The sequence below is a fragment of the Streptomyces sp. WAC03905 genome, assembly GCF_057371075.1.
Window position 1 is genome coordinate 2,704,933 of the sequence record NZ_JBXYDZ010000003.1, and the last position, 12,196, is coordinate 2,717,128.

The 12,196-nt window shown below is 71.3% G+C and carries 9 protein-coding genes, 1 tRNA gene and 1 pseudogene; 1 reads left to right on the forward strand and 10 read right to left on the reverse strand.

Annotated features, from left to right (window positions below; all coding sequences use genetic code 11):
* Positions 1–6 precede the first annotated feature (6 nt).
* The 9 genes and pseudogenes from rpmE to AC2RP6_RS14500 form a co-directional block, all read right to left on the reverse strand.
* Positions 7–225: a 50S ribosomal protein L31 gene (gene rpmE, locus AC2RP6_RS14460; protein WP_030008686.1), complete on the reverse strand. Its 219-nt coding sequence runs from the start codon at positions 223–225 to the stop codon at positions 7–9.
* A 216-nt stretch (positions 226–441) separates the two neighbouring features.
* Entirely contained in the window at positions 442–1,545 is a 1,104-nt protein-coding gene (locus AC2RP6_RS14465; protein WP_486446583.1) for an LCP family protein, read from the reverse strand.
* Between the two features lie 373 nt (positions 1,546–1,918).
* Positions 1,919–4,028 (reverse strand): annotated as a pseudogene (gene rho / locus AC2RP6_RS14470) (transcription termination factor Rho).
* A gap of 445 nt (positions 4,029–4,473) precedes the next feature.
* A complete protein-coding gene (thrB, locus tag AC2RP6_RS14475; RefSeq protein WP_486446584.1) occupies positions 4,474–5,400 on the reverse strand; it encodes a homoserine kinase in 927 nt (308 codons plus the stop codon).
* Between the two features lie 336 nt (positions 5,401–5,736).
* Positions 5,737–6,807 (reverse strand): threonine synthase, encoded by a 1,071-nt coding sequence (thrC, locus tag AC2RP6_RS14480; protein ID WP_486446585.1) that lies wholly within the window; start codon positions 6,805–6,807, stop codon positions 5,737–5,739.
* A 6-nt stretch (positions 6,808–6,813) separates the two neighbouring features.
* Complete coding sequence (locus AC2RP6_RS14485) at positions 6,814–8,118, reverse strand: homoserine dehydrogenase (protein WP_486446586.1); 1,305 nt, start codon at positions 8,116–8,118, stop codon at positions 6,814–6,816.
* Between the two features lie 124 nt (positions 8,119–8,242).
* Complete coding sequence (gene lysA / locus AC2RP6_RS14490) at positions 8,243–9,634, reverse strand: diaminopimelate decarboxylase (RefSeq protein ID WP_486446587.1); 1,392 nt, start codon at positions 9,632–9,634, stop codon at positions 8,243–8,245.
* A gap of 19 nt (positions 9,635–9,653) precedes the next feature.
* The gene (nrtL, locus tag AC2RP6_RS14495) at positions 9,654–10,616 is read right to left on the reverse strand and encodes an ArgS-related anticodon-binding protein NrtL (protein ID WP_486446588.1); all 963 of its coding nucleotides are present in this window, start codon (positions 10,614–10,616) and stop codon (positions 9,654–9,656) included.
* A gap of 134 nt (positions 10,617–10,750) precedes the next feature.
* Positions 10,751–11,248 carry a response regulator gene (locus tag AC2RP6_RS14500; protein WP_486446589.1) on the reverse strand — a complete coding sequence of 166 codons (498 nt, stop codon included), beginning with the start codon at positions 11,246–11,248 and terminating at the stop codon, positions 10,751–10,753.
* 82 nt (positions 11,249–11,330) lie between these two features.
* Between AC2RP6_RS14500 and AC2RP6_RS14505 the strand changes: the two genes are divergently transcribed.
* Positions 11,331–11,402: transfer RNA gene (locus AC2RP6_RS14505), tRNA-Arg, on the forward strand.
* 136 nt (positions 11,403–11,538) lie between these two features.
* On the opposite strand, the gene AC2RP6_RS14510 is transcribed toward AC2RP6_RS14505, so the two are convergent.
* Positions 11,539–12,189, reverse strand: coding sequence for a hypothetical protein (locus tag AC2RP6_RS14510; RefSeq protein WP_486446590.1), 651 nt, complete (start codon positions 12,187–12,189; stop codon positions 11,539–11,541).
* Positions 12,190–12,196 lie beyond the last annotated feature (7 nt).

Consider the following 12,196-nt stretch of genomic DNA (forward strand, 5'->3'; position numbering starts at 1 on the left):
GTCGCGCTACTTCTTGGCCGCGCCCTTGCCGAAGCGCGCCTCGAAGCGGGCCACACGGCCACCGGTGTCGAGGATCTTCTGCTTGCCCGTGTAGAACGGGTGGCACTCGGAGCAGACCTCGGCACGGATGGTGCCCTCGGTCAGGGTGCTACGGGTCGTGAACGACGCGCCGCAGGTGCAGCTGACCGCGGTCTCGACGTACTCGGGGTGAACATCGCGCTTCAAGGTGTCTCCTAGATTCGGGAGGGCGCCGGGTCGCAGGAGCCGAATTGCGCACTGCGTGAACCGGGGCCGACATACCAGTCTGCCAGGACCGGGCTGCCTGTCAAAATTCTGAGGACGTCACCCTCAACGGGAAGGGGCCCGCGTCTATTCCAACGGGCCCGGGGGCCCGTCCGGGCCGGGCCGACGGGGGCCACGGGGCGGGCGGCGGGGGCGGACCTACTGGACGACCGTCCCGGCCGTGCTCTTGTCCCCGGTGGAGTTCACGGTGGCCTCGGCCGGGATGGGCCGGTCGGCCAGCAGGGCGTCCCAGACCATCTTGGACTCCTTCTGCAGCGGGGTGACCCGGTTCGCGTCGAGCGCGTCCGTGGTCACCGGCAGGGTGATCATCTGCATGTCCTGGGCGTCGATGCCCTGGAGGCTCTGGGCGAAGCCGGCGAGGGACTTCACGTCGCCGAGCGCCTTGTCGGTGGTGAGCGCCTTGGTCCCGGCGTCGGCGAGGTCGAACAGCTTCTTCGGGTTGTCGAAGACACCGACGCCCTTGACCTGCTTGATCAGCGCCTTGATGAAGGCCTGCTGCAGCTGTATTCGCCCGAGGTCGCCGCCGTCACCCACGCCGTGGCGGGTACGGACCAGGCCGAGGGCCTGCTCGCCGTTCAGCTGGTTCGGGCCGGCCGGGAGGTCCAGGTGGCTGAAGTCGTCCTTGATCGGTTTGGTCGTGGTCACCTGGACCCCGCCGAGGGTGTCGATGATCTTCTTGAAGCCGGTGAAGTCGACCTCGATGTAGTGGTCCATGCGGATCCCCGACATCTTCTCGACGGTCTTGACCGCGCAGGCGGCGCCTCCGACGGTGTACGCCTCGTTGAACTGCCGGCGCTTGCCGCCGGGGTCGCTCCTGCCCTTGCCGGTGGGGCATTCGGGGCGGGAGGTCATGGTGTCGCGGGGTATGGAGACGACACTGGCCTTCCGGTGGCCCTCGTAGAGGTGGACGATCATCGCGGTGTCGGAGCGGGCGGAGCCGCCGTCGTCCGGGCCGTAGGCGCCGTTCGCGCCGCCGCGGGAGTCGGAGCCGAGGACGAGGATGTCCATCGACCCGTTGTCGACGTTCGCCGGGCGGTCGGTGCCCAGCGCCTGGTCGATGTCGACCGTCTTCAGGTTGCCGTTGAGCTTGAAGTAGAAGAAGCCCAGGCCCGCCCCGCCCAGCAGGACCACCGCGGCGGCGCTCCACGCGGCTATGACGAGGGCCCTGCGGCGCCCCGCCGGTTTGCGTCGGCGGCGGCCGCCCGCGGCCCGACGGCCGCGGCCCTTGCTGTCCTCGGTCATCCTCAGTCCTCAGTCGTCGGTCTCCGGTCCGGCCCCGGCTGCGTACCGGCCCGCCGTCCGCCCCGCGGGTCCCCTGACACAGACGGGCGAATGCCTTGAAGGGTTCCACGGACGCCGTAACCCCCCGGTACGGCCGCCGCTGCGTACGAACCGGTACAAAGCCCTGCGCAGCCTGCTCCTCACCTGCGGTTTCGGCGCGCGGGCGGAGAGGTCCCGCGACGGGTGCGATGTGGCGAAGCTCGCAGGCTCCCCGAGCCGGCCGCGGGGACCGTTGCGGGACGTGCGGAACGCGCGGCAGCCCCCGCCGCGGGTGTGCGGCGGGGGCTGCTGCGGTGATGCCTCACGACCGGCGCGGGGCGCCGGGCGGCGGACCTCAGTCGTCGTTCTTGCCCGACGGGGTCGTCTTCGCGATCTGCATCAGGAACTCGGCGTTCGACTTCGTCTGCTTCATCTTGTCGAGGAGCAGTTCGATCGCCTGCTGCGAGTCGAGCGCGTGCAGCACCCGGCGCAGCTTCCAGACGATGGCGAGCTTCTTCCGCGTTGAGGAGGATCTCCTCCTTGCGGGTGCCCGACGGGTCGACGTCGACGGCCGGGAAGATGCGCTTGTCGGCGAGCTTCCGGTCGAGCTTGAGCTCCATGTTGCCGGTGCCCTTGAACTCCTCGAAGATCACCTCGTCCATGCGCGAGCCGGTGTCGACGAGCGCGGTGGCCAGGATGGTCAGCGAGCCGCCGTCCTCGATGTTGCGCGCGGCACCGAAGAAGCGCTTCGGCGGGTACAGCGCGGTCGAGTCGACACCACCGGACAGGATGCGGCCGGAGGCGGGCGCCGCGAGGTTGTACGCGCGGCCCAGACGGGTGATGGAGTCCAGCAGGACGACCACGTCGTGACCCAGCTCGACGAGGCGCTTGGCGCGCTCGATGGCCAGCTCGGCGACGGTGGTGTGGTCCTCGGCCGGGCGGTCGAAGGTCGAGGAGATGACCTCGCCCTTGACCGACCGCTGCATGTCGGTGACCTCTTCCGGACGCTCGTCGACCAGGACGACCATCAGGTGGCACTCGGGGTTGTTGGTGGTGATCGCGTTGGCGATCGCCTGCATGATCATGGTCTTGCCGGTCTTCGGCGGGGCCACGATCAGGCCTCGCTGACCCTTGCCGATCGGCGACACGAGGTCGATGATGCGGGTGGTCAGCACACCCGGGTCGGTCTCCAGGCGCAGCCGGTCCTGCGGGTACAGGGGCGTCAGCTTCTGGAACTCCGGGCGGCCGCGGCCGGATTCGGGCGCCATGCCGTTCACCGAGTCGAGGCGCACCAGGGCGTTGAACTTCTCGCGGCGCTCGCCGTCCTTGGGCTGGCGCACGGCACCCGTGGTGTGGTCGCCCTTGCGCAGACCCGCCTTGCGGACCTGGGCGAGGGAGACGTACACGTCGTTGGGGCCGGGCAGGTAGCCCGAGGTCCGGATGAACGCGTAGTTGTCCAGGATGTCGAGGATGCCCGCGACGGGGATCAGTACGTCGTCGTCGGCGACCTGCGGCTCGTTCGGCGCGAACTCGTCGCGGCCACGCCGGCCACGGCGGTCGCGGTAGCGGCCGCGGCGGCCGCGACGGCCGCCCTCGTCGTCGAAGTCGTCCTGCGGGCCGCCGTCCTGGCGCCCCTGCTGGCCCTGGCTCTGGCCCTGACCGCGGCCGCCCTGCTGCTGGCGGTCCTGACGGTCGGCGCGCTCCTGCCGGCCGCCGCCCTGACCGCCCTGCGCGGGCTGGCCCTGGCCGCCCTGGCCCTGCTCGTCGGCCTTGGCGCCACGGTCGCGGCGGTCGCGCTGGCGGTCGCCGCGCTCCCGGCGGTCGCGGCGGCCGCGGCCCTCGCCGTCCTGGCCCTGGGCCTGGCCGGAGGAGACCGCGGTGGCGGCCTCGGCCTTGGTCTCGGCGGGCGCGGTGGCGGTGGCCGTGTCGGCCTTCTGCTCGACCTGTACGGATCCGGGGGCCGAGCCCTCGGGGCTGCCGGAGGGGGCCGTGGCGCGACGGCGGCGGCGCTCGCCGACCGGGGCGTCCTCTCCCCCGCTCTCGGCCGCGCTCGAGCGGGAGGGGCCCCCTGCCGGCTGGCCCGGGATCTCGATCTGCGCCTGGACGGCGGGCTTCTCGACGGGAGCCGCGGGGGCCTCCGCCGGTGCGGCCTCGGCGGCGGCGGTACGGGCCTTGCTGGTGGCGCGGCGCTTCGGCTTGGCCTCGGCGGTGTCCGCGGCGGAGGCGGCGGCCTTGGGGGCACCGCTGCCCGCCTGCGCCTCCTTGATGACCTCGATCAGCTGGCTCTTGCGCATCCGCGCGGTGCCCCTGATGCCGAGGCCCGACGCGACCTGCTGCAGCTCGGCGAGGACCATGCCGTCAAGGCCGGTGCCGGTGCGACGACGCTTGGGGGCGGCGCCCGCGGCGGGGGCACTGGTGTCGACAGAGGTGTCGGCAGCGCCCATCAGATCGGTGGTGTCGCTCACGAAGGGTCCTTCCCTGGAGCGGACGTCGGCCTGTCTGGCTCGGCGACCGGTTGTGCTGTCCGACGACGGTCCTTGGTGTGGACCGTGCCGGGGCGGTGGTCCGCCGATAGAAATACGGCGGAAAGAAACGTGCGTGGGTTCCGGCGAGAAGCCCCCGAGCTGAGAAGCGTGGGAAAATCACGCCGATTCCGGAGCGTGCTCGAAACTGCTGGAAGTGATCAGAGCAGTCGGGGAGGCTCCCGGAAGAAATGTGGTCCCGGATGGGGACACTGAGCACCGAGCCATGGCGGCTTCCGATGCGCACTTGAGACTAACACTACCGGATCCAATAGATATTCCCCCTCTCAATCACCGGCAATCGCGCCCTTCCGCGCGGGCGGCCTGCCCTGGCCGCCCGCTCCTCACCGGCTGGTCCCGGCCGGCCGGTCCTGTCACGCGGACAGGACTAGCCGCCCTGGGTGCCCAGCGGAAGGACGCTCGCGCCCGCGGCGTCGAGGGCGAGCCGGTTCGCCGCCCACCCCTCGCCCGCGAGCTGCGCGACCTTGTCGGCCGCGTCGTTGTCGACCAGCGCGAGGACCGTGGGGCCCGCGCCGGAGATGACCGCGGGGATGCCGTCCGCCCGCAGCCGGTTGACGAGTGCCACGCTCTCGGGCATCGCCGGGGACCGGTACTCCTGGTGGAGCCGGTCTTCGGTGGCCGGCAGCAGCAGCTCGGGACGCCTGGTCAGGGCTTCCACGAGCAGGCCCGCGCGGCCCGCGTTGACGGCCGCGTCCACGTGCGGGACGTTGCGCGGCAGCAGGCCGCGCGCCGTCTCGGTGAGGACCGGCCGGGAAGGTACGAAGACCACCGGAACGATGGACCCGGCGGGCTCCATCCGGATCGCCCTGGCACTGCCCCCGTCCATCCACGCCAGCGTGAACCCGCCGAGCAGGCACGCCGCGACGTTGTCGGGGTGGCCCTCGATCTCGGTGGCGAGCTCCAGCAGCGCGGCGTCGTCGAGCTTCGCCTCGCCGCCTATGGTGACGGCGCGGGCGGCGACGATGCCGGCGCAGATGGCGGCCGAGGACGAGCCCAGACCGCGGCCGTGCGGGATGCGGTTGGCGCAGACGACCTCGAGGCCGCGCGGCTGTCCGCCCAGCAGGTCGAAGGCGGTGCGCATGGAGCGTACGAGCAGGTGGCTCTCGTCCCGCGGGAGGGTGTCGGCGCCCTCGCCCGCGATGTCGATGTTCAGGCCGGAGTCGGCCACCCGGACGACGACGTCGTCGTAGAGGCCCAGGGCCAGGCCCAGGGCGTCGAAGCCGGGGCCGAGATTGGCACTGCTGGCGGGGACGCGCACCCGTACGGCGGCGGCGCGGAACGCTGGACCGGCCATCGTCCGATGACACTCCTTGTGACTGTGCGAGGACTTCGCTCTTCGCTGGCTCGCTGTGAATGTACTGGAGAACGTACGACACCCGAAGGCCCTCGGGGCAGCACCGCAGTCATATGCGCGGTGGCGGATGTAAGTACAGCCTATCGAAGGAAGGTTCTCTCGCGACATAGGGCGCACAGGAGGCGCACGATGCGTGTCGCGGATTCGACCGGGTTGGACCCGCTTCGGCCGCACTTCTGTCGTCGTACGAGGTGAGTTGCCGGGTTCCGGAAGGCCCCGGGAGTGCCGGTCAATGCACTCGGGGGCCTTCCGGGACCCGGCTCACGCGCGGATGCGTCAGACCAGGCCGAGGCGCACTGCGGCGGCTTCGGCGTCCACCGGAACGGTGACGGGCTGCGGAGCGCCGGCGACCGCCCAGTCGGGGTCCTTCAGGCCGTTGCCCGTGACGGTGCACACGATCTTCTGGCCCGGGTCCACCAGGCCCAGCTCGGCGGCCTTGAGCAGACCGGCCACGGACGCGGCCGAGGCGGGCTCGACGAAGACGCCCTCCTGCGCGGCCAACAGCCGGTACGCGGCCAGGATCTGGCGGTCCGTCACCTCGTCGATGAAGCCGCCCGACTCGTCACGCGCGGCCAGCGCGTGGTCCCAGGAGGCCGGGTTGCCGATGCGGATCGCGGTGGCGACGGTGTGCGGCTCCTTGACGACCTCGCCGCGCACGATGGGCGCGGAACCGGACGCCTGGAAACCCCACACGCGGGGCGTACGGGAGGCCAGGCCGTCGGCCTTGTACTCCTTGAACCCCTTCCAGTACGCGGTGATGTTGCCCGCGTTGCCCACCGGCAGCACGTGCACGTCCGGGGCGTCGCCGAGCGCGTCGACGATCTCGAACGCGGCCGTCTTCTGCCCCTCGATGCGCACCGGGTTCACGGAATTGACCAGCGCCACCGGGTAGTTGTCGGACAGCGCACGGGCGAGGTCGAGGCAGTCGTCGAAGTTGCCGTCCACCTGCAGGATCTTGGCGCCGTGCACGAGGGCCTGGCCCATCTTGCCGAGCGCGATCTTTCCGCGCGGCACGAGCACCGCGCAGACCATCCCGGCGCGCACGGCATACGCCGCCGCGGAGGCCGAGGTGTTGCCGGTGGAGGCGCAGATGACGGCCTTGGCGCCCTCCTCCTTGGCCCTGGTGATCGCCATGGTCATGCCGCGGTCCTTGAAGGACCCGGTGGGGTTCGCCCCCTCGACCTTGAGGTGCACCTCGCAGCCGGTGCGCTCGGACAGCACCTGTGCGGGAACGAGAGGAGTGCCACCCTCGCGGAGCGTGACCACCGGAGTCGTGTCCGTCACCGGCAGGCGGTCCCGGTACTCCTCGATGATGCCGCGCCACTGGTGGGTGCGATTGCTGCTCATGGGTCCTTACTCCCCTTCAACACGCATGATGCTGGCGACACCGCGCACGGTGTCCAGTTTCCGCAGCGCCTCGACCGTCCCGGAGAGGGCGGCGTCGGCGGCGCGGTGGGTGACGACGACGAGGGAGGCCTCATTGCCGACCCCGTCCGGGCGACCTTGCTGCCGCACAGTGTCGATGGACACACCGTGCTCCGCGAACGTGGTCGCCACCTGGGCGAGGACGCCCGGCTTGTCCGCCACATCGAGGCTGATGTGGTAGCGGGTGACGACCTCGCCCATGGGGCTGACCGGCAGCTGGGTGTACGCCGACTCGCCGGGCCCCGTTGCCTCGGCGAGCTTGTTGCGGGCGACGGCGACGAGGTCGCCGAGGACCGCGGACGCGGTCGGGGCGCCGCCCGCGCCGGGCCCGTAGAACATGAGCCGCCCGGCGGCCTCCGCCTCGACGAAGACCGCGTTGTAGGCCTCGCGGACGGAGGCGAGCGGGTGGCTGAGCGGGATCATCGCCGGGTGGACGCGGGCGGTGACGGACTCGCCGTCCGCGGCGCGCTCCAGGATGGCGAGGAGCTTGATGGTGCAGCCCATGCGCTTGGCGGACGCGAAGTCGGCGGCGCTGACCTCGGTCATCCCCTCGCGGTACACGTCGTCGAGGCGGACGCGGGTGTGGAAGGCGATGCCGGCCAGGATCGCGGCCTTGGCGGCGGCGTCGTAGCCCTCGACGTCGGCGGTCGGGTCGGCCTCGGCGTACCCGAGGGCGGTCGCCTCGTCGAGCGCCTCCTGGTAGCCCGCGCCCGTGGAGTCCATCTTGTCGAGGATGAAGTTCGTCGTGCCGTTGACGATGCCCATCACGCGGTTGATCTTGTCGCCGGCGAGCGACTCGCGCATCGGACGGACCAGCGGGATCGCGCCGGCGACGGCGGCCTCGTAGTACAGGTCGCGGCCGTGCTGCTCGGCGGCGGCGTGCAGCGCGGCGCCGTCCTGGGCGAGCAGCGCCTTGTTCGCGGAGACCACCGAGATGCCGTGCTCGAAGGCGGTGGTGATCAGGGTGCGGGCGGGCTCGATGCCGCCGATGACCTCGATGGCGATGTCGATGTCACCGCGTTTGAGCAGGGCGGTGGCATCGGTGGTGATCAGGGCCGGGTCGACGCCCTCGCGCACCTTGGAGGGGCGGCGCACGGCCACGCCGGCGAGCTCCACGGGCGCGCCGATCCTCTGCGTGAGGTCGTCGGCGTGCGTCGTCATGATGCGAGCCACCTCTGAGCCGACCACTCCACAGCCCAGCAGCGCCACCTTCAGCGGACGCGTACGCATCATTCGACCTACGCCTTTCGATCTTCCATCAATACCCCGCGCACGGTTTGCGCGCGGGGTGTGAACCAGTCTCACTCAATGGACAGCACTTTCCATCCTCGGTCCATTGAGTGAGATGCCTATTTCATCATCCGAGGTCGAGACGCAGGAGATCTTCCTCCGTCTCGCGGCGAACGATCACTCGCGCCTGTCCGTCACGCACGGCGACGACGGGCGGGCGGAGCGCGTGGTTGTAGTTGCTGGCCATGGACCGGCAGTACGCGCCGGTGGCGGGCACGGCGAGGAGGTCGCCGGGCGCCAGGTCCGCCGGCAGGAACGCGTCCTTCACGACGATGTCGCCGCTCTCGCAGTGCTTTCCGACGACGCGTACGAGCATCGGCTCGGCGTCGGAGGTACGGGAGACGAGCGCGATGGAGTATTCCGCGTCGTAGAGGGCCGTACGAATGTTGTCGGACATCCCGCCGTCGACGCTCACATAGGTGCGCAGCCCCTCCAGCGGCTTGATCGTCCCCACTTCGTACAGGGTGAAGGCGGTCGGGCCGACGATGGCGCGGCCGGGCTCGACGGAGATGCGGGGGGCGCGCAGTCCGGCGCTCTCGCACTCGCGGGCCACGATCTCGGTGAGCGCCTTGGCGATCTCGTGCGGCTCGCGGGGGTCGTCGTTCGAGGTGTACGCGATGCCGAGGCCACCGCCGAGGTCGATCTCGGGCAGTTCGACGCCGTGCTCGTCGCGGACGGCGGCGAGCAGCCGCACCACGCGCTTGGCGGACACCTCGAAGCCGGCCATGTCGAAGATCTGCGAGCCGATGTGGGAGTGGACGCCCAGCAGCTCCAGCGAGTCGTGGCCGAGGGCGCGGCGCACGGCCTCGGCGGCGGACCCGTCGGCCACGGCGATGCCGAACTTCTGGTCCTCGTGGGCGGTGGCGATGAACTCGTGCGTGTGCGCCTCGACGCCGACGGTCACGCGGATCTGCACGGGCTGGCGTACGCCCAGCTCGCGGGCGATGTGCGCGACGCGGGCGATCTCCTGGAAGGAGTCCAGGACGATCCGTCCGACCCCCGCCTCGACGGCCCGGCGGATCTCGCCCTCGGACTTGTTGTTGCCGTGGAAGGCGATCCGGTCGGCGGGCATCCCGGCGGCGAGGGCGGTCGACAGCTCCCCGCCGGAGCACACGTCGACGTTGAGCCCCTCTTCCTCCAGCCACTTCACGACGGCCTTGGAGAGGAAGGCCTTGCCGGCGTAGAAGACGTCGGCGTCGGGGCCGAAGGCGTGCGCCCAGGCGCGGCAGCGGGCCCGGAAGTCGTCCTCGTCGAGGAAGTAGGCGGGGGTCCCGAACTCCTCGGCGAGCCGGGTGACTTCGATGCCGCCGACGGAGACGACGCCGTCGTCCTCACGCCGGACGGTGCGGGACCAGACCTTCTCGTCGAGCGCGTTCAGGTCGGCGGGCGGCGGGGAGTAGTGCCCTTCGGGCAGGACGTCGGCGTGGCGGGGGCCGGCGGGGTGCGCGGAGCGGCTCATCGGTTTCTCTCTTCGCGGTTCATAGGCGTTCGGGTGCGTCCATGCCGAGCAGGGCCAGGCCGCCGGCCAGCACCGTCCCGGCGGCTTCGGCGAGTGCCAGCCGGGCGCGGTGGGCGGCCGAGGGTTTCTCGTCCCCCTGGGGCAGCACGCGGTACTGGAAGTCGAGGAGCGCGTCGGCGAGCTCGACGAGGTGCCGGGCGAGCCGCTCGGGCGCCCGGTGGTGCGCGGCGGCTTCGAGGACGAGGGGGTGGTCGGCGAGGAGGCGCAGCAGGGCGGGGGCGTCGTCGACCTCGCCCGCCTCCGGGCGGAAGCCCAGCTGCTCGGCGTTGCGTACGAGGGCCCGGCTGCGGGCGTGGGCGTACCGGACGCGGAAGAACTCGCTCGCCTCGCCCTGTACGAGCAGCTGCGCGCCGGAGAAGGCGGGGGTCTCCCGGGCGGGCACGGCGAGCATCGCCCAGCCGGCGGCGTCGGCTCCGTACCGGGCGACGACATCGCCGTCACGCCGGGCGACGGGGGCGACGGTCTGCTGCCGCCCGGCCTCGGGGGTGACGCCCTGGAGGCTCAGCAGCCGCAGGACGCTCCGTCGCACGACGCGCTCACGCAGCCCGAGCCCGCTCTCGTCGGGAACGAAGCGGGCTGCCCGGCCGCGGACGTCCCGGCGGATCGCGTCGGCTATGACCGCGGGCGCGGAGGGGGCGGGGAGCACGAAGTTGAGGAACCCGGCTCCGGTGACCTCGACGCGCTCGATACCGGTCTCGGCGCCGAGCCGCCGGGCCAGGACGTCGGCCACGTCGCGCGGTGCGCACCGGGCGGCCCTGGCGACCTGGAAGGCGACGGGTGTGGCGTAGTCCCCGACCCCGCCGGGCCGGGTCCGCTCGACGACGACCCGCTCGGGCACGACCGCCCCGGCGTCCAGCTCCCCGTCGGCGACGGCGCAGCGCACGGCGCGTACGACGCAACGGGAGAGGTCTGCGGGGGTCACGGGACCCAGCCTAGGGGAGACGCCCGGTCATCCCACGAAGGGTTTCGCCATGTGAACAGCGAGCACGGGGACGAGGGCGCGAACGGGGCGGGCCGACCGGTCGGGCGTGGCGCCAGGGCGCCGGCGAACACGGCTCAGCCGTGCCCTCTCCCGGCGGGAGCCCCTTTCCTCCCGTCGCGCCGGTCCTTGCGCTCGGCGAGCCGGCGTACGACGCGGACGAGCTCGGTGGGCTCGAAGGGCTTGGCGAGGAAGGCGTCGACCCCGGCCGCGATCCCGGCCTCGACCTCCTGCTGCGAACAGGCACTGACGATGGCGACGGGCACGTCCCGCGTCCGCGGGTCGGCCCGCAACTGCGCGGCGGCCCCGAACCCGTCCAGCCGCGGCATGACCACATCAAGGGTGATCACGTCGGGGCGCACCCGGTGCACCACGTCCAGAGCCTCGGCACCATCGTTCGCGGTCACGACCTCGAAGCCCTCCAGCTCGAGATTGACCTTGATCAGCTGCCGGATGACCTTGTTGTCGTCGACAACGAGGACCCGGCCAGAGACGCCTGGCACAACTCGAGAGTAGGTCCGCCCGGGCCCCCGCGTCCGGGTTTTTGCCACTTCCACCCCGTGCGGGCGACCCACTCCCCCGTCCCCCGCAAAACGGTTCCTGATCACCCTGCGGAAGCTGGTAGTGTTCAACCCGTCGCCGCACCACAAGCGACACGCCCCCGTAGCTCAGGGGATAGAGCAACGGCCTCCGGAGCCGTGTGCGCAGGTTCGAATCCTGCCGGGGGCACTCCAGCAAAGACAGCGCGATCACGCCGCTGACCAGCTGAAGTGCCAAGCATGAAGGCCCGAACTCAGTCCCACTGAGTCCGGGCCTTTGTCGTTGTTACGCACTGCTCCCGTGTGAGGAGCGTGTGGGCCACACGTCAGCCTGACGCATCGCTGATCACCCGTCGGGCACGCTCGTAGAACTGCTCGCGCGTCCCGTCCAGACCAGCGGCATCCGGGCGCGTCGTGAGATTCGACAGGGCTTCAGCAGTGCCGGCCGCCCAATCGCCGTAGGCCTCGAAGACGGCATTGGCCCTCCGCCGGAGCTCCAGGTCCGGCATGACCTCGATGACGGGCAGGGCGTCGTCATGGTGCCGACGGACCGTCGCGGAGCACTCGTCGTACAGGAGCGTGGCGGCCAACGTGTCCGCGGCTTCCGTCGCCTCACCGATCTTCGCCCGGAAGTCCTGGAGCATCTTCGAGATAGTCGTGGAGGTCGCGATCACCTGCTCCCGCACGCGTTGCTCGTGCGTCAGCCTGGCCTCGTGATCGCGCTTCGCCGCCTCCAGGGCATCGGCGTGCTGCTGCCTCCTCCCCTCGGTCCGTCCGGTGAAGTAGTGGGTGATCCAGGCCGCGGCGGCCGAGCTGATGAGCACAGCTCCGGCAGAGATCGCCGCCGTGACCCACTGGCTGTCCTGGACTACCGTCGTGGTCACTTCGCCCGTGGTGGTGGTCGTCTGCCGACCACCACACCCGGATATGACCAACATCATCCCCAACAGCCCTAATCGGCTCGCCACTTGTCGCATGAGCGCA

Coding starts and splice junctions, on each gene's coding strand:
- AC2RP6_RS14465 (WP_486446583.1), bottom strand. CDS start 1,545: ATGACCGAGGACAGCAAGGGCCGCGGCCGTCGGGCCGCGGGCGGCCGC.
- thrB (WP_486446584.1), bottom strand. CDS start 5,400: ATGGCCGGTCCAGCGTTCCGCGCCGCCGCCGTACGGGTGCGCGTCCCC.
- thrC (WP_486446585.1), bottom strand. CDS start 6,807: ATGAGCAGCAATCGCACCCACCAGTGGCGCGGCATCATCGAGGAGTAC.
- AC2RP6_RS14485 (WP_486446586.1), bottom strand. CDS start 8,118: ATGATGCGTACGCGTCCGCTGAAGGTGGCGCTGCTGGGCTGTGGAGTG.
- lysA (WP_486446587.1), bottom strand. CDS start 9,634: ATGAGCCGCTCCGCGCACCCCGCCGGCCCCCGCCACGCCGACGTCCTG.
- AC2RP6_RS14510 (WP_486446590.1), bottom strand. CDS start 12,189: ATGCGACAAGTGGCGAGCCGATTAGGGCTGTTGGGGATGATGTTGGTC.